At 71.2% G+C, this 22,379-nt stretch carries 22 protein-coding genes; 8 read left to right on the top strand and 14 right to left on the bottom strand.

Annotation, left to right across the window (positions count from 1 at the left end; genetic code table 11):
* The first annotated feature begins 50 nt into the window (after positions 1–50).
* Positions 51–755: a phosphatase PAP2 family protein gene (locus OG490_RS17425; protein WP_330297223.1), complete on the top strand. Its 705-nt coding sequence runs from the start codon at positions 51–53 to the stop codon at positions 753–755.
* Positions 756–897: 142 nt separating this feature from the next.
* Here OG490_RS17425 and OG490_RS17420 read toward each other — a convergent pair whose 3' ends face one another.
* Positions 898–1,146: a hypothetical protein gene (locus OG490_RS17420; RefSeq protein WP_330297222.1), complete on the bottom strand. Its 249-nt coding sequence runs from the start codon at positions 1,144–1,146 to the stop codon at positions 898–900.
* An 87-nt stretch (positions 1,147–1,233) separates the two neighbouring features.
* A complete protein-coding gene (locus tag OG490_RS17415) occupies positions 1,234–1,452 on the bottom strand; it encodes a hypothetical protein (RefSeq protein WP_330301200.1) in 219 nt (72 codons plus the stop codon).
* 321 nt (positions 1,453–1,773) lie between these two features.
* Here OG490_RS17415 and OG490_RS17410 point away from each other — a divergent pair, with 321 nt between their 5' ends.
* Positions 1,774–2,613, top strand: coding sequence for a hypothetical protein (locus tag OG490_RS17410; protein ID WP_330297221.1), 840 nt, complete (start codon positions 1,774–1,776; stop codon positions 2,611–2,613).
* A gap of 164 nt (positions 2,614–2,777) precedes the next feature.
* Positions 2,778–2,924, top strand: coding sequence for a hypothetical protein (locus tag OG490_RS17405; RefSeq protein WP_330297220.1), 147 nt, complete (start codon positions 2,778–2,780; stop codon positions 2,922–2,924).
* A 93-nt stretch (positions 2,925–3,017) separates the two neighbouring features.
* Here OG490_RS17405 and OG490_RS17400 read toward each other — a convergent pair whose 3' ends face one another.
* Positions 3,018–3,365, bottom strand: a complete 348-nt coding sequence (locus OG490_RS17400; protein WP_330297219.1) for a metal-sensitive transcriptional regulator — start codon at positions 3,363–3,365, stop codon at positions 3,018–3,020.
* A 194-nt stretch (positions 3,366–3,559) separates the two neighbouring features.
* Between OG490_RS17400 and OG490_RS17395 the strand changes: the two genes are divergently transcribed.
* Positions 3,560–4,180, top strand: coding sequence for a DUF47 domain-containing protein (locus OG490_RS17395; RefSeq protein WP_150519007.1), 621 nt, complete (start codon positions 3,560–3,562; stop codon positions 4,178–4,180).
* A gap of 5 nt (positions 4,181–4,185) precedes the next feature.
* Positions 4,186–5,187, top strand: coding sequence for an inorganic phosphate transporter (locus OG490_RS17390; protein WP_330297218.1), 1,002 nt, complete (start codon positions 4,186–4,188; stop codon positions 5,185–5,187).
* 128 nt (positions 5,188–5,315) lie between these two features.
* Here the strand turns inward: OG490_RS17390 and pstB are convergent, their stop codons facing one another.
* The 7 genes from pstB to mshD form a co-directional block, all read right to left on the bottom strand.
* A complete protein-coding gene (gene pstB / locus OG490_RS17385; RefSeq protein WP_328299559.1) occupies positions 5,316–6,092 on the bottom strand; it encodes a phosphate ABC transporter ATP-binding protein PstB in 777 nt (258 codons plus the stop codon).
* 30 nt (positions 6,093–6,122) lie between these two features.
* Complete coding sequence (gene pstA, locus OG490_RS17380) at positions 6,123–7,205, bottom strand: phosphate ABC transporter permease PstA (protein WP_330297217.1); 1,083 nt, start codon at positions 7,203–7,205, stop codon at positions 6,123–6,125.
* Positions 7,205–8,194, bottom strand: coding sequence for a phosphate ABC transporter permease subunit PstC (gene pstC / locus OG490_RS17375; protein WP_330297216.1), 990 nt, complete (start codon positions 8,192–8,194; stop codon positions 7,205–7,207). The genes pstA and pstC overlap by 1 nt, the downstream gene beginning before the upstream one ends.
* Before the next feature lie 132 nt (positions 8,195–8,326).
* Positions 8,327–9,463: a phosphate ABC transporter substrate-binding protein PstS gene (pstS, locus tag OG490_RS17370; protein ID WP_330297215.1), complete on the bottom strand. Its 1,137-nt coding sequence runs from the start codon at positions 9,461–9,463 to the stop codon at positions 8,327–8,329.
* A gap of 233 nt (positions 9,464–9,696) precedes the next feature.
* Positions 9,697–10,689 (bottom strand): CHAD domain-containing protein, encoded by a 993-nt coding sequence (locus OG490_RS17365; protein WP_330297214.1) that lies wholly within the window; start codon positions 10,687–10,689, stop codon positions 9,697–9,699.
* A complete protein-coding gene (locus tag OG490_RS17360; RefSeq protein WP_330297213.1) occupies positions 10,670–13,000 on the bottom strand; it encodes an RNA degradosome polyphosphate kinase in 2,331 nt (776 codons plus the stop codon). The genes OG490_RS17365 and OG490_RS17360 overlap by 20 nt, the downstream gene beginning before the upstream one ends.
* A 331-nt stretch (positions 13,001–13,331) precedes the next feature.
* Positions 13,332–14,273: a mycothiol synthase gene (gene mshD, locus OG490_RS17355; RefSeq protein WP_330297212.1), complete on the bottom strand. Its 942-nt coding sequence runs from the start codon at positions 14,271–14,273 to the stop codon at positions 13,332–13,334.
* A gap of 192 nt (positions 14,274–14,465) precedes the next feature.
* Between mshD and OG490_RS17350 the strand changes: the two genes are divergently transcribed.
* On the top strand, positions 14,466–16,289 hold the full coding sequence (locus OG490_RS17350) for a bifunctional metallophosphatase/5'-nucleotidase (protein ID WP_330297211.1): 1,824 nt from the start codon (positions 14,466–14,468) through the stop codon (positions 16,287–16,289).
* 72 nt (positions 16,290–16,361) lie between these two features.
* Here the strand turns inward: OG490_RS17350 and OG490_RS17345 are convergent, their stop codons facing one another.
* A complete protein-coding gene (locus OG490_RS17345) occupies positions 16,362–17,144 on the bottom strand; it encodes an alpha/beta fold hydrolase (RefSeq protein ID WP_330297210.1) in 783 nt (260 codons plus the stop codon).
* 150 nt (positions 17,145–17,294) lie between these two features.
* Here OG490_RS17345 and OG490_RS17340 point away from each other — a divergent pair, with 150 nt between their 5' ends.
* Positions 17,295–17,864: a TetR/AcrR family transcriptional regulator gene (locus tag OG490_RS17340; protein WP_330297209.1), complete on the top strand. Its 570-nt coding sequence runs from the start codon at positions 17,295–17,297 to the stop codon at positions 17,862–17,864.
* A gap of 77 nt (positions 17,865–17,941) precedes the next feature.
* Positions 17,942–18,817: a phosphatidylinositol-specific phospholipase C gene (locus OG490_RS17335; protein ID WP_330297208.1), complete on the top strand. Its 876-nt coding sequence runs from the start codon at positions 17,942–17,944 to the stop codon at positions 18,815–18,817.
* On the opposite strand, the gene OG490_RS17330 is transcribed toward OG490_RS17335, so the two are convergent.
* Genes OG490_RS17330 through OG490_RS17320 form a run of 3 tightly spaced genes read right to left on the bottom strand, consistent with a single transcriptional unit; the run spans position 18,797 to position 22,305 of the window.
* Positions 18,797–20,269: a sensor histidine kinase gene (locus tag OG490_RS17330; RefSeq protein WP_330297207.1), complete on the bottom strand. Its 1,473-nt coding sequence runs from the start codon at positions 20,267–20,269 to the stop codon at positions 18,797–18,799. The two genes, OG490_RS17335 and OG490_RS17330, sit on opposite strands and share 21 nt — an antisense overlap.
* On the bottom strand, positions 20,266–21,018 hold the full coding sequence (locus OG490_RS17325; protein WP_330297206.1) for a response regulator transcription factor: 753 nt from the start codon (positions 21,016–21,018) through the stop codon (positions 20,266–20,268). The genes OG490_RS17330 and OG490_RS17325 overlap by 4 nt, the downstream gene beginning before the upstream one ends.
* 54 nt (positions 21,019–21,072) lie before the next feature.
* Positions 21,073–22,305: a S1C family serine protease gene (locus OG490_RS17320; RefSeq protein ID WP_330297205.1), complete on the bottom strand. Its 1,233-nt coding sequence runs from the start codon at positions 22,303–22,305 to the stop codon at positions 21,073–21,075.
* Positions 22,306–22,379 lie beyond the last annotated feature (74 nt).

The raw sequence follows: 22,379 nt of genomic DNA, 5'->3' as shown, positions 1-22,379 counted from the left end.
CGGGGTGCGTCCGCGGGGGTACCGAAGCAAGGGCAAGGGGCCGCATCACCATGGCTGGACTCACAACTGGTGGGCCGAACGTGGATGTAAGCCTGCTGTACGAGATCAACGGACTGGCCCGGCAGGCCCCTCAGTGGCTGGACCGGGCGGTCTCGGTCGTCGGTGAGTACGGGATCCTGCTGGCCCTCGTGCTCCTGGTGCTCTGGTGCTGGCGCGGTGCGCGCCGGCTGGACGAGGCCGCGGCCGTCGAATCCTTCGCCGCGCTCGTGTGGGCGCCGCTCGCCGCCGGGGCCGCGCTGCTCCTGAACGTCCCGCTGCGGGAGTTCGTGGGCCGGCCGCGGCCGGCCGCGCAGCACGACGGGGTCGAGGTGCTGGATCCCGGCGCCGGGATCGGACACAGCGCGTTCTCGTTCGTCAGCGACCACGCCACGCTCGCGATGGCGCTGGGCGTCGGCCTGTTCGTCGCCCACCGCAGACTCGGCTTCGTCGGGATCGGGCTGGCGCTTGTGGAAGGCTTCACCCGGGTCTACCTGGGCGTGCACTACCCGACCGACGTCATCGGCGGGTTCGCGTTGGGCACCGCGGTGGTGCTGCTGCTCGCCCCGCTCGCGATGGCCCTGCTGACCCCGGTGGTGCGGGCCGTCGCCCGGTCGCCGCGGCTGGGCGTACTGGTCCGCGCGCGCGGCCGGGTACTGGCCCGGCCGGTGGACCTGCCGCAGGCGCAGGGGCCGCGGGACAAGGGACTCGCGGCGTAGGCCGTCTGCCGGGCCCCGGGCTCGGCGGGTCAGGCGCGGCCGTAGTGGTCCCAGGCCGACAGCAGGAGCGCCGCCAGGAGGCAGAGGGCGGCCACCCCGAAGCAGAGGCGGACCGCAGCGGGGCGGGAGCGCGGGGGCGGGGTCACGGCTCGCCGCCACCGTCCGTGCCGCCGGTGCCTTCCGTGGGGGAGTCCGGGTCCTCGCGTCGGTAGCGCGAGCGCAGCCACAGGCCGGTCGCGGCGGCCGCGGTGGTGGTGACTCCGATGGCCAGGGCCACTTCGCCGGGCCCGTCGGCCGTTCCCACGGGGCTGGCCCGGGCCGGGGCGGCCGGGGCGAGCGCGATCAGCAGGGCCCAGAGGAGGGCGGCGAGTCGTGGCGCGGGTCCGGGCATGAGTCAAGGGCATCCGCTCCCGGGTGCGTCGGCCACCGGAGCCGTCCGAACGGGCGAACGGGCGAACGGGCGAACCGGGCGCCTGGGCTATGGCGTGATGTGGGCTCCCGCATCCTTGCGGGCCAGGTCGCGGGAGCGGCGGGCCGGGCCGCGCCAGCCGCAGCTGCAGACGGCGAGGCAGAAGGAGCCCCGGTCCGCGGTGCTCGTGGTGTGTCCGGCGGGCGGGCGGTCCGGTGTCCCGGGGTCGCGGGGCAGCGGCACGGCGGCAAGCGGAGCGGCAAGAGTCGCTTTCGTGTGCGGTTCCACGCCACCACGGTACCCGGGCCGGGCGGGGTACGGGACTGTCCTGCGCGGGCGGATCCTCCGGGTGCCCGGTCGGGGGCGCGACCGGCCGCCGCCCGGCCGTTTGCCCGGGTGTGTGCCGGGGTGTACGCCCCGGCGTGCGGCCCGGCCCGGGGGGCTCCCGCCGGTTCGCGCGGGGTTCACGCCGGCTTCGCAAGGGGGATTCGCGGAGTTGGCGAGCCGTTCGTGGAAGGGCCGGGGCCGTGACGGGAGCCCCGGGACCTCGTTAAGCGGAGCGGGTGGGCCTCGGGCAAACAGCGGTCACGCGTTGGGGGTTGGCAGGCGATGGTGGTGCACCGGCACGGGAGACGGCTGGGAAGCGCGGGTGAGACGGCGTTCGCCGTCGGCCTGGCTCTGACGTTGGCGGCATTGAGCGGGTGCGGCGGCGAAGCGGCCGCCGGGGACGACGGCCGCCCCGGCGGCGATCCGGTGGCCACGATCCGCGGAGCCGCCGACGTGCTCGCGAGGACCGGCAGCGCGCGGGCCCGTACGGCGATGGAGATGGCGACCGGCGGGACCAGGGTCACCATCCGCGGCGAGGGCGGGGTCGATTTCAAGAACCGGATGGGCCAGCTCCTGGTCATGCTCCCGGACGACGCCAAGGGCAAGGCCGAACACCGGCCCATCACCGAGCTGCTGGTCCCCGGCGCGCTCTACATGAAGAACCGCGGCGCGGGCGTTCCCGACGACAAGTGGGTACGGGTGGACACGACGGCCCTGGCCGACGGGAACCTCGTCACGGGCGGGGCCACCGACCCGATGGCCGCCGCCGAGCTGCTGCGCGGCGCGCAGGAGGTGACGTACGTGGGCGAGACCGAGGTGGCGGGGACCAAGGTGCGGCACTACCGGGGTACGACCGACATCGTGCGGGCCGCGGCGGATGCCTCGCCGGCGGTGAAGGCCGCGCTGGAAGCGGCGGCGAAAGGGTTCAGCAAGGACGCGGTGCCGTTCGACGCGTACCTCGACGCGGAGGGCCGGCTGCGGAAGGTCCGGCACCGTTTCACCTACGTCAACAATGGCGTGATCGATGTCTCCTCCACCACGCTGCTCTACGGGTTCGGGACTCCGGTCACCGTGGTCCTGCCGGCCGAAGGGGACATCTACGCGGGGAAGATCGCCGACTAGCGGTCCGGGCCCGTGCGGGCGGCGCGATCGGGCCACGGGCGCTCATCGGTCCCGTGTGAGGGGCCGGAAATGGTCCATCCGTGTCATGCGCGCGGCGCCCTGCCGTCCTTACTCTGAGGAACCGAGCGCCGGCGACCCGACGACGGCAAAGAGAGGTGGAACGCGTGACTCCCGCAGGCGGTACGACCGTGCAGGACTACGTGGCCCTCGCCGAGATCGAGTTGTGCGGCGAGCTGATCATCGCGGCCTCGGCCGCGAACGAGGACCGGCTCAGCCAGGACCGGATCGACGAAGTACTGATGGGGCGCTAGCCGCCCGCCCCACCCGCCACCCGCGGATCGAAGCCTCCCCCGCAGTACCGTCCCCGTCCCCGTCCCCCGCCGCCGACCCCGGGACCGTGCGGTTCAGGTGCGCAGCAGCCGCGCGATCGCCTTCGTCGCTTCCTCGACCTTGGCGTCGATCTCGCCCCCGCCCTTGACGGCCGCGTCCGCGACACAGTGCCGCAGGTGCTCCTCCAGCAGCTGGAGCGCGAAGGACTGGAGCGCCTTCGTGCTCGCCGAGACCTGGGTGAGTATGTCGATGCAGTAGACGTCCTCGTCGACGAGGCGCTGGAGTCCCCGGATCTGGCCCTCGATCCGGCGCAGCCTCTTGAGGTGCTCGTCCTTCTGGTGGTGGTAGCCGTGCACGGCTGCGGCCTCGGCCGCCTCGGTGCCCGCTTCGGCTCCGGAGCCCTCCGCCTGGATGGCAGTCATGCGTCCTCCCGTGGTCCGGATCGAGGGGTGTATACCCCTCATGGGTATATGATACCGGGCCCCGTCCGTGGGGGCAGGGGCCCGTGGTCCTCACTCTGCCTGATGGAGGACACTGGGGAACTGCCGGTTAGCCGTGGCCGGGGGATGCGCCTAGCATCAGCCTGACCGAATCCAATGCACCCCGAGGACCTCACGTGCGATTTCGTCTGACCCCCAGGGAGACGAGCTTCTACGACATGTTCGCCGCATCCGCGGACAACATCGTCACGGGCTCGAAGCTCCTGATGGAACTGCTCGGAGCGGACTCCTCCGCCCGGGCCGAGATCGCGGAGCGGATGCGGGCAGCGGAGCACGCGGGGGATGACGCCACCCACGCGATCTTCCACCAGCTCAACTCCTCCTTCATCACGCCGTTCGACCGCGAGGACATCTACAACCTGGCGTCCTGCCTCGACGACATCATGGACTTCATGGAGGAGGCGGTCGACCTGGTCGTCCTCTACAACGTGGAGGAGCTCCCCAAGGGAGTCGAGCAGCAGATCGAGGTACTGGCGCGCGCGGCCGAGCTGACCGCCGAGGCGATGCCGCACCTGCGGACCATGGAGAACCTGACCGAGTACTGGATCGAGGTCAACCGCCTCGAGAACCAGGCCGACCAGATCCACCGCAAGCTGCTCGCCCAGCTCTTCAACGGCAAGTACGACGCCATCGAGGTGCTGAAGCTCAAGCAGATCGTCGACGTGCTCGAAGAGGCGGCCGACGCGTTCGAGCACGTCGCGAACACGGTGGAGACCATCGCGGTCAAGGAGTCCTGAACCTCGTGGACACCTTCGCTCTGATCGTGACCATCGGTGTCGCGCTCGGTTTCACGTACACCAACGGGTTCCACGACTCGGCGAACGCGATCGCGACCTCGGTCTCGACCCGCGCGCTGACCCCGCGCGCCGCGCTCGCGATGGCCGCGGTGATGAACCTCGCCGGTGCCTTCCTGGGCAGCGGGGTCGCCAAGACGGTCAGTGAGGGGCTCATCGAGACCCCGCACGGCAACCGGGGGATGTGGATCCTCTTCGCGGCGCTGGTCGGCGCGATCGTGTGGAACCTGATCACCTGGTACTTCGGCCTGCCCTCGTCCTCCTCGCACGCGCTGTTCGGCGGCATGGTGGGCGCGGCGCTGGCGGGCGGCACCGAGGTGCTGTGGTCGGGCGTGGTCGACAAGGTCGTCATCCCGATGTTCATCTCGCCGGTCGTCGGCCTCGTCGTCGGTTACCTGGTGATGGTCGCCATCCTGTGGATGTTCCGCCGCTCCAACCCGCACAAGGCCAAGCGCGGTTTCCGCATCGCGCAGACCGTCTCGGCGGCCGGCATGGCGCTCGGCCATGGTCTGCAGGACGCGCAGAAGACCATGGGCATCGTGATGATGGCCCTGGTCATCGCCGATGTGCAGAACGCGGGCGACGAGATTCCGGTCTGGGTCAAGATCGTGTGCGCCGTGATGCTGTCGCTGGGTACCTACGCGGGCGGCTGGCGGATCATGCGGACCCTCGGCCGCAAGATCATCGAGCTGGACCCGCCGCAGGGCTTCGCGGCGGAGACCACCGGCGCCTCGATCATGTTCGGTTCGGCCTACCTCTTCCACGCGCCGATCTCCACCACCCACGTGATCACCTCGGCGATCATGGGTGTGGGTGCGACCAAGCGGGTGAACGCGGTCCGCTGGGGCGTGGCCAAGAACATCATCCTCGGCTGGTTCATCACCATGCCGGCTGCGGCGCTCGTCGCCGCGGTCTGCTTCTGGATCGTGAACCTGGCCTTCGTGCAGTAGCCGTGGCGCGAAAGCACTGAGAACGAAAGCGGGCCGGCTCCCCCCACCCAGGGGGAGCCGGCCCTTTCGCCTTGCGGTGGCACCGCCATGCAGCACCGCAGGACGCTCAGACATCCAGGGGCTTCGGTTTAGCCGAAGCGGCCCGAGATGTAGTCCTCGGTCGCCTGCACGGACGGGTTCGAGAAGATCCGGTCCGTGTCGTCGATCTCGACCAGCTTTCCGGGCTGGCCGACCGCGGAGAGGTTGAAGAAGGCGGTGCGGTCGGAGACGCGGGCCGCCTGCTGCATGTTGTGCGTCACGATGACGATCGTGAAGCGCTCCTTGAGCTCGCCGATCAGGTCCTCGATGGCGAGGGTGGAGATCGGGTCGAGGGCCGAGCAGGGCTCGTCCATCAGGAGGACCTGGGGCTCGACCGCGATGGCGCGGGCGATGCACAGGCGCTGCTGCTGGCCGCCGGAGAGGCCGGAGCCCGGCTTGTTCAGGCGGTCCTTGACCTCGTTCCAGAGGTTGGCGCCCTGGAGCGACTTCTCGACGATGTCGGTCAGCTCGGACTTCTTGAAGGAGCCGTTCAGCCGCAGGCCCGCCGCCACGTTGTCGAAGATCGACATGGTGGGGAAGGGGTTCGGGCGCTGGAAGACCATGCCGACCGTGCGGCGGACCGCGACCGGGTCCACGCCGGGGCCGTACAGGTTCTCGTCGTCCAGCAGCACCTTGCCCTCCACGCGGCCACCGGGGGTGACCTCGTGCATGCGGTTCAGGGTGCGCAGGAAGGTGGACTTGCCGCAGCCGGAGGGGCCGATGAAGGCGGTCACGGAGCGGGGCTCCACGGTCATCGAGATGTCGTCGATGGCCTTGTGGGTGCCGTAGAAGGCGGACAGTCCGCTGACGTCGATTCGCTTAGCCATGAGGGGTCACTTCGCTTTCGGGTGGTCGCGTCAGCGACCGGTCTTGGGAGCCTTCCAGCGGGCGATGCCGCGGGCCACCAGATTGAGGATCATGACGAAGGCGATCAGGACGAGCGCTGCGGCCCATGCCCGGTCGTAGGAGGCGTCACTGCCGACCTTGTACTGCTCCCAGATGTACAGGGGGAGCGAGGACTGAGCACCTTCGAAGGGGTTTCCGTTGATCAGCTGGGAGCCGAAGACCAGCAGCATGATCGGCGCGGTCTCGCCGGCGATGCGGGCGACGGCCAGCATCACGCCGGTGGAGATGCCGCCGATCGCGGTGGGCAGCACGACCTTGAGGATCATGCGCCACTTCGGCACACCAAGGGCCAGGGCGGCCTCGCGCAGCTCGTTGGGGACGAGCTTGAGCATCTCTTCGGTGGAGCGGACCACGACGGGCATCATCAGGATCGACAGGGCCAGCGAGCCGGCGAAGCCGGAGGGGCCGAAGCCGAGCATCAGGTTCCAGGTCGTCAGGATGAACAGACCCGCGACGATGGAGGGGATGCCGGTCATGACGTCGACGAAGAACGTCACGGCCTTGGCGAGCGAGCCCCGGCCGTACTCGACCAGGTAGACGGCGGTCAGCAGGCCGATGGGCGCGGAGATCGCGGTGGCCAGGCCGACCTGCTCGATGGTGCCGAGCAGCGCGTGGTAGACGCCGCCGCCGTGGTCGAAGGCGGTGACGCCGTTCATCGAGTGGCTGAGGAAGTTGCCGTCGAGGAGCTTGATGCCGCGGCTGATGGTGGTCCACAGCAGCGAGAGCAGCGGGATGACCGCGAGCAGGAAGCAGACCCAGACCACGGAGGTGGCGACCCGGTCCTTGGCCTGGCGGCGGTTCTCGATGACCGAGCTGGCCGTGTACGTGATGACCACGAACAGGATGGCGGCGAGCAGGCCCCACTGGATCCTGCTGTGGAGGCCGAAGCCGGCGCCGAGGGCGCAGCCGAGGGCGACCGAGAGGGCCGCGATGCCGGCCGGGGCCCAGCGGGGCAGGCTGCCCTGCGTCAGGCTGGTGGGGGCGACGGACTTGCGGGCCCGGGAGGGGCGCGGGTCCTGGAGTGCGTGGCTCATCAGGCGTTCGCCCCCGAGAAGTCCTTGCGACGGGCGATGATCAGCCGGGCTGCGCCGTTGACCAGCAGGGTGAGCAGGAAGAGCACGAGGCCGGAGGCGATCAGGGCGTCGCGGCCGAACTCGTTGGCCTCGTCGAACTTCGCGGCGATGTTCTGCGCGAAGGTGCCGCCGCCCGGGTCCAGGATGTGGCCGGAGATCAGGAAGCTCGGGGACAGCACGGTGGCGACGGCCATGGTCTCGCCGAGTGCGCGGCCGAGGCCGAGCATCGAGGCGGAGATGACTCCGGAGCGGCCGAAGGGCAGCACCGACATGCGGATGACTTCCCAGCGGGTCGCGCCGAGGGCCAGGGCGGCTTCCTCGTTCATGCGCGGGACCTGGAGGAAGACCTCGCGGCTGACGCTGGTCACGATCGGGAGGATCATGATCGCGAGCAGGATGCCGACGGTGAAGAGCGAGCGCGCGACGCCGACCTGGGTCTTGTCGAAGACGTAGGTCCAGCCCATGTACTGGTCGAGCCAGCTGTTGAGGCCGCCGAGGTACGGGACGAGGAAGAGCGCGCCCCAGATGCCGTAGATGATCGAGGGCACTGCGGCGAGCAGGTCGACCACGTAGGCGAGCGGGGAGGCCAGCTTGCGCGGCGCGTAGTGCGAGATGAACAGGGCGATGCCGACAGCGATCGGAACCGCGATGACCATCGCGATGATCGAGCTGACGACGGTGCCGAAGAGCAGGACGGCGATGCCGAAGACGGGGGGCTTGGCCGACGCGTTCCAGTCGAACGTGGTGAGGAAGTTGCCCTCGTTGTCGGCCAGAGCGATCGAAGCGCGGTAGGTGAGGAAGACGGCGATCGACGCCATGATCACCAGGAGCAGGATGCCGGAGCCCTTGGAAAGGCCGGCGAAGACCTTGTCACCGGCGCGGCCGGTGGACCTTCCGCTCTTGGCGACAGGCGGAGCCGTGTCTATCTGGGTGGGTGTGGTGGAAGCCATGGTCTTTCCGGTCTGGATGGGGGGCAGGCCCCCTGGCGGCGGTGCACCGGATCCCCTGGGTGGAGGGGAGGGTCCCCGGGCCGGGCCGCTCCCCGGACGGGGGGAGCGGCCCGGATGGTCCGGGGGTCGGGATTAGGCGAGCTTCGCGATGACCTCGCGGACCTTGGCGTTGATCTCGGTCGGGATCGGGGCGTAGCCGATCTCGGAGAGCGCCTTCTGGCCGGCGTCGGAAGCGGTGTAGTTCAGGAAGGACTTCACGGTGGCGAGCGTCTCGGGCTTGTTGCCCTTGTCGCAGACGACCTCGTAGGTCACCAGGATGATCGGGTAGGCGCCCTCGGCCTTGGTGGTGTAGTCGAGCTTCAGGGCCAGGTCGTCACCGGTGCCGGCGATCTTGGCGGCGGCGATGGCCTTGGAGGCGTTCTCGCTGCTGGCCTTGACCGGAGCGGCGGCGCCCGTGTTCACGTCCACGGTCTTGATGGACTGCGAGGAGGCGTACGAGAGCTCGAAGTAGCCGATCGCACCGTCAACGGCCTTGACCTGCGAGGCGACACCGGCGGAGCCGGAGGCGGCCTGGCCACCCGGGGCCGGCCACTTCTTCGCGGCGTCGTACGTCCACGCCTCGGGGGCGGCGGCCTTGAGGTACTTGCCCAGGTTCTCGGTGGTGCCCGAGTCCTCGGAGCGGTGGAAGGCCTGGATCGCGGTGGAGGGAAGCGTGACGCCGGGGTTCAGCTTCTTGATCGCCTCGTCGTCCCACTTCTTGATCTTGTCGTTGAAGATCGCGGCGATGGTGGGGGCGTCCAGCGTCAGCTTGTCCACGCCGGCGACGTTGAAGCCGATGGCGATGGGGCCGCCGACCATCGGCAGGTCGATGCCCTGACCGCCGGTGCAGACCTTCTTCGACTCCTCGACGGCGTCGGGCTTCAGCGCGGAGTCCGAACCGGCGAAACCGACGGTGCCCTGGTTGAACGCGACGATGCCCTCACCGGAGGAGGAGGACTTGTAGTTCACCTCGACGCCGGAGCAGGCCGCCATGTAGTTCTTGATCCACAGGTCGACCGCGTTCTTCTGCGCGGAAGAGCCGGAGGCGAGCAGCTTGCCCTTCGCCCCGTCACACTTGACGTCGCTCGTGGCGGCGCTCGGCTTGCCGGACGCGGAGGTGTCCGTCTTGGTGTTGTCGTCCGAGCCGCACGCCGTGAGGACCAGGGCGCTGGACACGACGAGCGCGCCGAGGGCGGAGGCACGAAGCATGTTCTTGCGCTGAAGCTTCACTTTCGGGTGTTTCCTTCCAGAAGCCGCCGGCCGCTTTCTGTATCGGGGCGGCGTGCGAAGAGGACTACGTCGGTTGCTCGGGGGAATCGTCGCCTTCGCGGTGACTCGCACCTTGCATCTACGAAGTTAGGCAGATCAGGTGAAGCGGCCGACCGCGGTAGGTGAACGGATGGTGAACCGTGGCGGGCGGGGTGGTGTGTCCGGACGGCTCCACCCCCTGCCGTAATCCGACGTTATCTTGCCGTTACCGTTACGTGACCGGATTCGGCCTCGTGGACGGCGTGGCCGGAATTCGGCTGCCAGATGTGGTGGAAGGTCAGCCGGGAGGCCTCGACCTCGTGGCGCTGGTCCGCGTGCAGGATGCCCAGGGCGTAGGCCGTCGCGGGGGCGATACGGGGCGTGCGCGCGGCCGTGGCCGAGGCCGCCGCGGCCTCCGCCGCGTCGCGGTGGCGGTCCAGGGCCTCGCCCGCGGCCGCATGCCGGGCCACGTCCTCGCCCAGCGCCTCCCGTGCGTAGCGGTGCACCCGCAGGAGGCGGCGCACCTCGTTCCAGGGGCCGTCGTGGTCCGCGTTGTACGGGTGCGCGGGGCAGGGGGCGGGGAGGGAGGCCACTGCCGCGGACAGGCGGGATCCGGCCACTTCCGTCAGCGGTACCAGCACCTGGTCCACCCGGCCCCGGGCCGCGACCGCGTCCAGCGGGACCTCGGAGGCCAGCACCGCGACCGAGTCCGCGACCGCGTGGAAGCGGGAGGAGCCCAGCGCCTGGAGCGTGGCCGAGTGGGCCCGGGTGCGCGACAGCGTGAGCTGGCGCTCCAGCAGGGCGCCCGCGCGCGCCGAGCCCACGGTGAGGGAGCCCGAGGCGCCGCCCCGCGGGGCGGGGACCTCCGGGGAGCCCGACAGCCGGTGCAGGGCGTCCATCAGCCGGGTCAGGCGGGCGGCGTACGCGTGCTCGTCGGCCAGGGTCGAGGAGAGCCAGACCAGCTCGGTGCGCAGCGAGTCCGCCCAGGCCGAGTCGGCCACCGCTCTGAAGGTGGAGAGGGACGAGGCGATGCGGCGCGCGGCCCCCCGCAGGCTGCGCGCCGCCTCGGTGCCCTCGGCCGGCCCGCTCGCCGCGCCCTCATCGTGTAGGCGCAGTCCCCGTAGGAAAGCGGTGGCCTGCGAGCGCAGGTAGACGCCGAGCACGTCACCTGCCGTAATCGCGGTCGGGTCATGGTTTGGCTGAGCCACGCCGGCGCCTCCGGGCGTCTATGAGCATCTCCTGAACGTGCCGCAGCGGCTGGCCCTCGCCGTCCGTGCTGTGCCGGGTCCACTCGCCGTCCGGGCCCAGGTGCCAGGAGGAGGTGGCGTCGGACATGCCGGTTTCCAGCAGCCGGTCCAGTGCCGCGCGGTGGGCCGGGTCGGCGACCCTGACCAGTGCCTCGATACGGCGGTCGAGGTTGCGGTGCATCATGTCGGCGCTGCCTATGTACACCTCGGGTTCGCCGCCGTTGCCGAAGGCGAAGACCCGGGAGTGCTCCAGGAAGCGGCCGAGGATCGAGCGGACCCGGATGTTCTCCGAGAGCCCGGGGACCCCGGGGCGGATCGCGCAGATGCCGCGGACCCAGATGTCGATGGGCACCCCCGCCTGCGAGGCCCGGTAGAGGGAGTCGATGAGCGCCTCGTCGACGATGGAGTTCATCTTGAGGCGCACGTACGCGGGGCGGCCGGCCCGGTGGTGGGCGGCCTCCTTGTCGATCCGGGAGATCAGGCCGCCGCGCAGCGAGCGCGGGGCCACGAGCAGCCGGCGGTAGGTCTCGCGGCGCGAGTAGCCCGACAGCCGGTTGAAGAGGTCGGAGAGGTCCGCGCCGACCTGCGGGTCGGCGGTGAGCAGCCCGAGGTCCTCGTAGAGCCGTGCCGTCTTGGGGTGGTAGTTGCCGGTGCCGACGTGGGAGTAGCGGCGCAGCTGGTCGCCCTCCTGGCGGACGACGAGCGACAGCTTGCAGTGGGTCTTGAGGCCGACGAGGCCGTAGACCACGTGGCAGCCGGACTCCTCCAGCTTGCGGGCCCACTTGATGTTGGCCTGCTCGTCGAAGCGGGCCTTGATCTCGACGAGTACGAGGACCTGCTTGCCGGCTTCGGCGGCGTCGATCAGGGCGTCCACGATCGGGGAGTCGCCGGAGGTCCGGTACAGCGTCTGCTTGATCGCCAGGACGTCCGGGTCGGCGGCGGCCTGCTCCAGGAAGGCCTGCACCGAGGTGGAGAAGGAGTCGTAGGGGTGGTGCAGCAGCACGTCCCGTTCGCGCAGCGCGGCGAAGATGTCGGGGGCGGACGCGGACTCGACCTCGGCCAGGTCGCGGTGGGTGCCGGCGACGAACTTCGTGAACTTCAGCTCCGGCCGGTCCAGCGAGGCGATCCCGAAGAGCGCGGTCAGGTCCAGGGGGCCGGGCAGCGGGTACACCTCGGAGGCGTTGACCTTGAGCTCCTGCACGAGGAGGTCCAGGACGCCGGGGTCGATGGACTCCTCGACCTCGAGGCGGACCGGCGGGCCGAAGCGGCGCCGCATGAGCTCCTTCTCCAGGGCCTGGAGGAGGTTCTCGGCGTCGTCCTCCTCGACCTCGAGGTCCTCGTTGCGGGTCACGCGGAACATGTGGTGCGCGAGCACCTCCATGCCGGGGAACAGCTCCTCCAGGTGCGCGGCGATGACGTCCTCCAGCGGGACGTAGCGCTGCGGGGAGGCCTCCAGGAAGCGGGAGAGGAGCGGCGGGACCTTGACCCGGGCGAAGTGGCGGTGGCCGCTGACGGGATTGCGCACGACCACGGCCAGGTTCAGCGAGAGGCCGGAGATGTACGGGAACGGGTGCGCGGGGTCCACGGCCAGCGGGGTGAGCACCGGGAAGATCTGGTTGCGGAACAGGGTGAAGAGGCGCGCCTGCTCCTTCTCGGTCAGGTCGTGCCACCGGATGAGGTGGACGCCTTCCTCGGCGAGCTGGGGGGAGATGTCCTGCTGGAAGCAGGCGGCGTGGCGGGCCATGAGCTCACGGGAGCGGGTCCAGATCTGGTCCAGCACCTCGCGGGGCTGCAGCCCCGAGGCCGAGCGGGTGGCGACCCCGGTCGCGATGCGGCGCTTGAGGCCGGCGACGCGGACCATGAAGAACTCGTCGAGGTTGCTCGCGAAGATCGCCAGGAAGTTCGCCCGCTCCAGGAGCGGGGTGGCGGGGTCCTCGGCGAGCTCCAGCACCCGTTCGTTGAAGGCGAGCCAGCTGCGCTCCCGGTCCAGGAAGCGGCCCGGGGGCAGCTCACCGCCGTCCTTGTCGTCGTAGGCGTCCAGGTCCGCGTCGAGATCCGGTTCCAGATCGACGTGCGGGCGGTGGGCGGCTATGGAGCCGAGGCGTGCGTGTGCGCCGGTGGCCGCGCGCGCGGCCACGGCCTCGGGCGTGGCGGCGGCGGCCGCCACGGAGGCGGAGATGTCCGCTGCCGTGGGTGCGGACGGCGACGCGAACGTGTGCGACGGCTGCTGGCTGGGGACCTCGGTGGGGCTGGCGCTGGGCTTGTGGCTCATGACTCCATTCTTCCGCGCACGCGGCAGGACAGGCGCGTCGGAAGTGTCGGCCGTCAGTCGGAGTCGGGGCTGCATGGGGTCAGCTTCGCGACCGCGCATTAATGCGCGGTTAATGGCGTATGGCTTCCGGGGGCCGGGAGGGCGGCTGCCTGTCGGCTTGCGCCGTGCGGGTGACGGGTGGCGGTGGATACGGGGCTGCGGAGCCCCAGGCCCCGGGGGCTGCGCCCGGGGCCCCTGGGGCTCCGCCCCAGACCCCGCGCCTCAAACGCCGGCGGGGCTGGATTTGGCCGGCGTCCGCGGGCACGTGCGCGCTGGCGGGGCTGGAATACGGTCAGCTCTCCGTGCGGTACATCAGGTCGACCTCGTGGGTGGTGAAGCCGAGGCCCGCGTAGACGGCGAGGGCCGCCGGGTTGTCGGCGTCCACGTAGAGCATGGCGGTGGGCAGGCCGGCGGCCGCGAGGTGGTGGAGGCCGATCGCGGTGAGGGCCTTGCCGAGGCCGCCGCCCTGCGCGCCGGGGCGTACGCCGACCACGTAGACCTCGCCGAGCTGCTGCTCGGCGTGGACCTTCGTCCAGTGGAAGCCGACGAGTTCGCCGTCGCGCTCGGCGAGGAAGAAGCCCTTGGCGTCGAACCAGGGCTGCGCGATCCGGTCGTTGAGGTCCCGCTGGGTGAGCGAGCCCTGCTCGGGGTGGTGGGCGAAGGCGGCCGCGTTGACGGCGAGCCACGCGGCGTCGTCGGCCCCGGGCACGAAGGTCCGTACGGTCACGCCCGGCGGCAGGACCGGCTCCGGCAGCGGGGCCGCGTCGGTGCCGGCTCCGCCGAGCGGGCGGCGCAGCTGGCGCAGCTCGCGGAACAGGGTCAGGCCGAGGACCTGCGCGAGGTGGCGGGCCGCGGACTTGCCGCCGTGGGCCCATACCCGGATCCGCTTGCCGGAGGCGGCCAGCAGGGCGGTGCCCAGTGCCCGGCCGTGGCCGCGGCCGCGCATCGAGGGGTGGACGACGAGCTCGGCGGCGGGGGCCTCCACCGGGTCGGTGTCCTCCAGTTGCCCGTATCCGGCGAGCCGGCCCGTCTCGGTGAGCAGGAAGTGCCGGATCCCCTCGCGCGCTCCGCCGCGCAGCTGGAGGCGGCCCTGTTCGGACACGGCGGTGGTGCCGTCGGTGCGGGCCGCGTCCTCGATCAGGGCGAGGACGGCGTCGGCCTGCTCCTCCGTCAGCTCGTCGAGGGTCTGGATCTGCCGTCCCGGCTCCGGGGCCGTTGCTGCGTCGTCAGTCATGGGGCGAGCCTACGACCCCGGCGGGGGCCCGTCAGGGTGCGGCCCGGCAGTGGTCTGCCGTGGGGTCCGTCCGCCGGGCTGTCTTGCGCATGTAACCAGCTCGATACCCCATACCCCCTGTCGCGCTACGCGCGTTGACAATAGGCTGCGGCGAACCTCCCAAGTCGTATCGCTGTCCACAAAGGGGAACAAATGTCAGCGACGCCACAACGGCACCGCCGAGCCCGCCGGTTGACCCTCACCGCTCTCGCCGTCACCGCGGCGGCCGGTGCGATGGTCGCCGCCGCACTGCCGGCCGGTGCCGCGAGTGGTGGCGGTGGCGGCCATGACCACGGCCGCACCGTCGACGTGCAGATGCTGTCCTTCAACGACCTCCACGGAACCCTGGAGCCCCCGCAGGGCTCCTCGGGCAACGTGAGTGAGCGTCAGGCAGACGGCACCACCAAAGCCATACCCGCGGGCGGTGTCGAGTACCTGGCGACCGGCCTGCGCGAGGCCCGCAAGGGTCACAAGTACTCCGTCACCGCGGCGGCCGGCGACATGATCGGCGCCAGCCCGATGCTGTCCGGCCTCTTCCACGACGAGCCGACCATCGAGGCCCTCAACGACCTCGACCTGGACGTCACCAGCGTCGGCAACCACGAGTTCGACGAGGGCAAGACCGAACTGCGCCGCATGCAGTACGGCGGCTGCCACCCGGTCGAGGGCTGCTTCGAGAAGGGCAAGACCTTCGAGGGCGCCGACTTCAAGTACCTCGCCGCGAACGTGGTGGACGAGAAGACCAAGCGCCCGATGCTCAACCCCACCTTCATCTGGAAGAAGGGGGACGTGAAGATCGGCTTCATCGGCGTCACCCTGGAGGGCACTCCGGACGTCGTGACCGCCGACGGGGTCAAGGGCCTCAAGTTCGGCGACGAGGTCGAGACGATCAACAAGTACGCCGAGCAGCTGAACAAGCAGGGCGTGAAGTCGATCGTGGCGCTGATCCACGAGGGCGGCCTGCCCGCGAGCGGCGCGTACAACTACGACTGCAACGTGCCGGGCGCCGGCGCCGGGATCTCCGGTGCCATCGTCGACATCGCGAAGAACGTCTCGCCGAAGGTCGACGCCCTGGTCACCGGCCACACGCACCAGGCGTACGCGTGCAACATCCCCGACCCGGCGGGCAACCCGCGCACGGTCACCTCGGCCGCCTCCTACGGCCGGCTGTTCACGGACACCACGCTCACGTACGACCGCAGGACCAAGGACATCGTCCGTACGCCGGTCAGCTCTCCGAAGCCGGTCCAGACGGTCGTCAACCGCACCCAGCCCAAGGCCCCGGACCTGACCGCGCTGATCCAGCGGTGGAACGCGCTGGCCGCGCCGGTCGCGAACCGTCCGATGGGCTACATCACCGCGGACATCTCCGGCCGCGGCTCGGAGGCCTACGAGAAGCCGCTCGGCGACGTGATCGCCGACGCGCAGCTCGAGGCGCTGTCCCCGGCCGCCAAGGGCGGCGCGCAGCTCGCCATCATGAACCCGGGCGGCATCCGCGCCGACCTCGCCTACAAGGCGGCGGGCAGTGAGGGCGACGGCGTGGTCACGTACGGCGAGTCGTACACGGTCCAGCCGTTCACCAACATGATGAACGTCGTGGACCTGACCGGCGCCCAGCTGGTCACCGCGCTCCAGCAGCAGGTCAGCGGCCCGGTCAACGGCCCGAACCCGAAGATCCTGCAGATCTCCAAGGGCCTCACCTACACCCTGGACACCACGAAGGCGGGCGCGGACCGCATCGTCGTGGACTCGGTGAAGCTGAACGGTGCGGCGATCGACCCGGCGAAGACCTACCGGGTCGCGATGAACGAGTTCCTCGCGGGCGGCGGTGACGGCTTCACCGTCCTGAAGGAGCACAAGAACAAGCTGGTGGGCGCATCCGACCTGGACTGCTTCAACGCCTACCTGACCGGCCACTCCTCGGCGGCGGCGCCGCTGGCTCCGCCGGTGGCGGACCGGATCACGGTCATCAAGTAAGCGGTCATCAAGTAGTACGTACGCCAGTACGCGAGGGGCGGTGGGCCGTGACGGCCCGCCGCCCCTTCGGCGTTATCGCAGACCGGCCAGGAAGGTCCGGACGGCACCGTGGAAGCCCTCCGGGTCGGTGAAGGGCAGGAAGTGCTCGCCGTCCAGGGGCGTGTACGAGGTCCCGGGCCGCTTCGAGACCATCGCGTCGGCCTGCGCCTGCGGGAGCGAGGCGCTGCGGGTGCCGTGGATCAGGAGTGCCGGGCAGCTGCTCGCGAGCCAGGCGGCCCAGTGGTCGCCGCGGCAGGCCTCGACGGAGTCGAGCATGTCCTGCGGGTGGAACGGCAGCCGCCAGCCGCCGTCGGGGAGCGGGCGCAGGGCCTGGGCGACGAACTGGGAGCCCACCGGCCCGGCCGCGGCGAGGAGTTCCTCGCGGGTGGGCGCGGTGTAGCGCATGTCCCGGAGGAACTCCGTCCACGCGCCGTCCGCCGGGTCGACCTCCAGCGCGGCCTCCGCGTCGATGAGCACCGAGATCCGGTCGGGGTGGGCGGCGGCCAGGTGGACGGCGTTGAGTCCGCCGAGGGAGTAGCCGAGGAGGGCGACGGGGGCGTCGAGGCCGAGGTGGTCGAGGAGCGCGACGGCGTCGGAGACGTAGCCGGCGCGGCTGTAGTCGGGGGCCCGGTCGGAGTCGCCGTGGCCGCGCTGGTCGGGGGCGATGACCCGCCACTCGTCGCCGAGGGCCTGGGCGAGTCCGGCGAAGGCGAGGCCTTCGGACATGCCCCCGTGCAGGGCGAGCAGGGGGCGGCCGGGGCCGCCGAAGTCCAGGTACGACAGCGTGCGGCCTTCGATGGTCAGCGTGTTGCGCATGGTTCTGCTCTCCCCTGCTGGTCCTGCGGCGACGGTGTGTTCCGCCCGTGTCCCGCGGTGTCTGATCCGAAGCCTGCCAGGATTTGGGCAAGCGCGCAATACAAACGTCTTGGGCGGTTGCCCAAGAGAGGGCGCGGCTACGATCCCGGCATGGGAAATCGCGAGGACCTGCTGGCCGGAGCGCGCCGCTGCCTGGAGGAGAAGGGCTACCTGCGCACGACCGTGCGCGACATCGCCTCGGCGTCGAAGGTGAGCATGGCCGCGATCGGCTACCACTTCGGCTCCCGCGAGGCCCTGCTCAACCTCGCCCTCTTCGCCGCCATGGACGAGTGGGCCGCCGGTTCCGGGCGGCTCGCCGGGCAGGGGGACACCGCCGCGGAGCGGTACGCCGACACCTGGGACCGCAAGATCCGGGACTTCGGCGACATGCGCTGGCTCTGGATCGCCAACGTCGAGGCCTTCGTCCACGCGCAGTCCGCGCCCGAGCTGCTCGCCATCCTCGCCGAGGGCCAACGCCGGTCCCGGCGCATGGTGGCCGCGCAGCTGTCCGGGGTCCCCGAGAGCGAGGTCGCGGAGGAGGACGTACGGGCCCTCGGGTCGGTGCACATCGCCCTGCTGACCGGGGTGATGGTGCAGGCCCTGACGGACCCGGAGCAGGCGCCGACGGGACGCGAACTGGCCCAAGGGCTGCGCACCATGGCGGAGTTGCTCGAAAGATGAGCGTTACCGACGGGTAGTAAACCCCGGTCCGGCACGCCATACTCCGTTCCCATCACCGGGTCGGCAAAGGGGCGGGCATGGCACTGGATCGTCGGACATTTCTGGTCGGGGCGATGGCGGCGGGCGCGGCGGCGGGACTCGCGGCGGCGGTCCCACCGGCCTCCGCGAGCACCCTGGGGACCCAGGACTGGATGGCCGGGATCGGGGACTCCACCGCACTGCAGCGGATGACCCTCCCCGGCACCCACGACTCCGGCGCCACCCGGGGCGGGCTCTACGTCGCCTGCCAGAACACCTCGATCGCGCAGCAGCTCGACTCCGGCATCCGGTTCCTCGACGTCCGCTGCCGGGTGACCGGCGGATCGTTCGCGATCCACCACGCGGCGTACTACCAGAACCTGATGTTCGGCGACGTCCTGGTCGCCTGCTGGAACTTCCTCGCCGCGCACCCCTCCGAGACCGTGCTGATGCGGCTCAAGCAGGAGTACTCAGAGGAGAGCGACGCCACCTTCCGCGCCGTCTTCGACGACTACCTCGACAACCGGGGCTGGCGGCCGCTGTTCAAGATCGCCGACTCGGTGCCCACCCTCGGACAGGCGCGCGGCAAGGTGCTGCTGCTCCCCGACAACGGCGGGCTGCCCGGCGGGCTGCGCTACGGCGACGGCAACGTCTTCGACATCCAGGACGACTACATGGCCGAGCCCTTCGCCAAGCGGGGCAAGATCGAGGACCAGTTCCGCAAGGCGGCGACCCAGCCCGGGAAGTTCTTCATGAACTACACCAGCACCGCCGCGGCCCTGCCGCCGCGCTGGAACTCCGACCGCCTCAACCCGCAGGTGCACTCCTTCGTCGACGGCTCGGAGCTCGCCGGCCGGACCGGGCTGGGGATCGTCCCGATGGACTTCCCCAACACCCGCTCCGGGCTGGTCGCCTCACTGATCCGGCACAACTGACGGCCGGGCCGGGGGCGGCGGCAGCGGCGGGGTCGGCGGCGGGTTCGGGGCGCCGGGGATGCGCAGCACCGCCTCCGTGCCCGACCCGCCGTCCCGCGGGGCCCGCAGCTCGGCCGTGCCGCCCGCGCGCAGCACCGTACGGGCCACGATGGACAGGCCCAGGCCGCTGCCGGGCAGGGCGCGGGCCGACGGGGAGCGCCAGAACCGCTCGAAGACGTGCGGGAGGTCGTCGGCCGGGATGCCGGGACCGTGGTCCCGTACGGTCAGCTCGCCCGCGCGCAGCGAGACCACGACGGTGCTGCCCGGCGGGCTGAACTTCACCGCGTTGTCCAGGACGTTGACGACCGCCCGCTCCAGGGCCGCCGCCTCTCCGCGCACGTACCAGGGCGCCATGTCCGAGTGGAACTCCAGCTCCGGACCGCGCAGCCGGGCCCGGGAGAGCGCGGTGCCCGCGATCTCGTGCAGGGCCACCACGCCCAGCGGGCCGGGCGAGGCCGCGTCCGGGCGGGAGAGCTCCTGCAAGTCGCCGATGAGCGCGGCCAGTTCCGTCATCTGCGCCTTGACCGAGGCCAGCAGCTCCTTGCGGTCCTCGGGCGGGATGGCCCGGCCGGTGTCCTCGCTGCGCGCGAGCAGCTCGATGTTGGTGCGCAGCGAGGTGAGCGGGGTGCGCAGTTCGTGCCCGGCGTCGGCGATCAGCTGCGCCTGGCGTTCCTGGGAGGAGGCGAGCGCGGCCGTCATGGAGTTGAAGGAGCGTGACAGGCGGGCGATCTCGTCGTCGCCCTCGTCGGGGATCCGTACGGTCAGGTCCTCGGTGCGGGCGATGTGCTCGACGGCGCCGGTCAGTTCGTCGACCGGGCGCAGCCCCGTACGGGCCACCCACAGGCCGGCCGCGCCCGCGCCGACGATGCCGATGCCGGAGACGAGGAGCAGCACCCAGGCCAGGGTGGACAGGGGCTTGTCCACGTCGGCGAGCGGTTTGGCGACGGAGATCCCGAAGACCGGAGAGCCCGGCTGGGCCTGCGCGGTCCGGGTGTAGACGCGCATCTCGGTGCCGTCGGCGGTGGTCGCGTCGTGCAGGGCGCCCGTGCGGCTCCCGCCCGCGGCGATCTGCTTGTCCAGGGCGGTCACCGGCAGGGTCGTGGTTCCGCTGACCCAGCAGTGGTTGCCGTCGGCCGTTACGATCTGCACGACCGCGTTGAGGTTCCCGGCGATCTCCTGGCCGGGCTGGCTCGGCGGCTTGTCCACGCAGGCGCCGTCGCGGATGGTCCGCAGCACCTGCGCGGAGACGTTCGTGGACATCAGGGAGCTGTCCAGCTGGTCGCGCAGCTGCGCCCGCACCATCACCCAGGACACGGCGGCCACGGCCGCGACGGCCAGTGCCACCGCGACCGTGACCAGCAGGGCGAGGCGCGAGCGCAGCGGCAGCCCGCGGAATCTGGCGGCGGGGCTCACTCCGGACCGCCGGTGTGGTCGCCGGCTCCGGCGGCGCGCAGTACGTAGCCCACCCCGCGCACGGTGTGGACCAGGCGGGGCTCGCCGCCGGCCTCGGTCTTGCGGCGCAGGTACATCACGTACACGTCCAGGGAGTTGGAGCTGGGCTCGAAGTCGAAGCCCCACACGGTCTTGAGGATCTGCTCGCGGGTCAGGACCTGGCGCGGGTGCGCGAGGAACATCTCCAGCAGGGTGAACTCGGTACGGGTCAGCTCCACCGGGCGCCCGGCCCGGGTGACCTCGCGGGTGGCGAGGTCCATGCGCAGGTCGCCGAAGACCAGGGCGTTGTCGTCCCCGGGGTGGCCGCCGCCGTCGGAGGGGGCGGCGTAGGCGCTGCGGCGCAGCAGGGCGCGGACGCGGGCGAAGAGCTCGTCCAGTTCGAAGGGCTTGACCAGGTAGTCGTCGGCGCCCGCGTCGAGTCCGGTGACGCGGTCGCCGACCGTGTCGCGGGCGGTCAGCATCAGGACGGGCGTGGTGCTGCCCGCGGCGCGCAGCCGGCGGGCGGCCGTCAGACCGTCCATCCGGGGCATCTGGATGTCGAGGACGATCAGGTCCGGGGCGTACGAGGCCGCCTTGTCGAGGGCGTCGAGCCCGTCGACGGCGGTCTGCACGCCGTATCCCTCGAAGGCGAGGCTGCGGCGCAGGGCTTCGCGTACGGCCGGCTCGTCGTCGACGACGAGGATGCGCTGCGGGTCGCCTTCGGTGGTCATGTCGCTCTCCCCCGGGGGTGGTGGTCGGTCCTACCAGGCTCGCACGGGGCGGCCCTAGTACGAGGTTCCGAAGCCGTTGGCGGCGCTGCCGGAGTCGCTGTTGCCGCTGTTCGCGTTGCCCGCGCCGCCGGGGCCGCCGTTGCGGAGGGAGGACAGGTCGGCCTTGATGGTGTTGACCGGGATGGCGAACCCGAGGCCGACGCTGCCGGCGCTGGAGCCGCCGCTGGAGGGGGAGTAGATCGCGGAGGGCATGCCGACGATCTCGCCGTTCATGTTGACGAGGGCGCCGCCGGAGTTGCCGGGGTTGAGGGAGGCGTCGGTCTGGATGGCCTTGTACGAGGTGGTGTTGGAGCCGGTGTTCCCGTTGAACTGCTGGCCGCCGTAGGAGAACGGGAAGCCGCCCTGGGGGGACTGCTGCTGCTCGGACTTGGGGACGTTGACCTCGCGGTTCAGCGCGGAGACGATGCCGCTGGTGACCGTGCCGGTGAGCCGGTCGGGGGAGCCGATGGCGACGACCTCGTCGCCGACCTTGAGCTTGTCGGAGTCGCCGAGGTTGGCGGGCTTGAGGTCCTTGGCGCCCTCGAGCTTGATGAGGGCCAGGTCCTTGTCCGGGTCCGTGCCGACGATCTTGGCGCTGTACTTCTTGCCGTCGCTCATCGTCACCTGGATCTTGGTGGCGCCGTCGACGACGTGGTTGTTGGTGACGATCTCGCCGGATTCGGTGATCACGATGCCGGAGCCGGTGCCCTGGCCGGACGCGGTGCTGGTGTCGATGCGGACGACCGAGGGGCTGACGTTCTCGGCGACGCCGGAGACGGTGCCGTTGTTCGACTGGGAGATGGGGCTGCCGTTGACGCCCGTTCCGTTGCCGCCCGCGGTACCGAGGTACTGCTGCACGGCCGCGGCCGTTCCGCCGCCGATCACGGCGGCGGCGAGGGCGACGGCGGCGAGGAGGGCGACGGGGCGCTTGGCCCGGGCGTGCCCCTGCGGGGCGGGGGCCGGTGCCGGGGCTTCGCCCCAGGTGGCCCAGCCGCCGTTGCCGCCGTCACCGGCGCCCGCGCCGGGCTGGGGGACGGGCTGGGGGACGGTCTCGCCCTGGATCACCGGGGGCGTGTGCGCCTCGTGCCAGCCCGGGGCGGGGGCCGGGGGGTAGGCGGGCGGCGGGGGGTACGAGGCCTCGTGGGCCAGCCGGTCACGTCCGCGCTGCCAGTCCTCGCCGAAGGGGGCGGGCTGCTGGTGGCGGTTGTCCTGGGGGTACTCGCCTTCGCGGCGGAAGCTCTCGGTCATGGATACGACTCTGTCCGCGGATCATGAGAGCTTCCTGAGTCCCCGCTGAGAAGCCCGACAGAACCGCGTATGCC

Source organism: Streptomyces sp. NBC_00503 (genome assembly GCF_036346895.1).
Classification (GTDB): domain Bacteria; phylum Actinomycetota; class Actinomycetes; order Streptomycetales; family Streptomycetaceae; genus Streptomyces.
The sequence above is the reverse complement of the archived record's forward strand: the minus strand, read 5'-3'. Positions and strand labels throughout refer to the sequence as shown.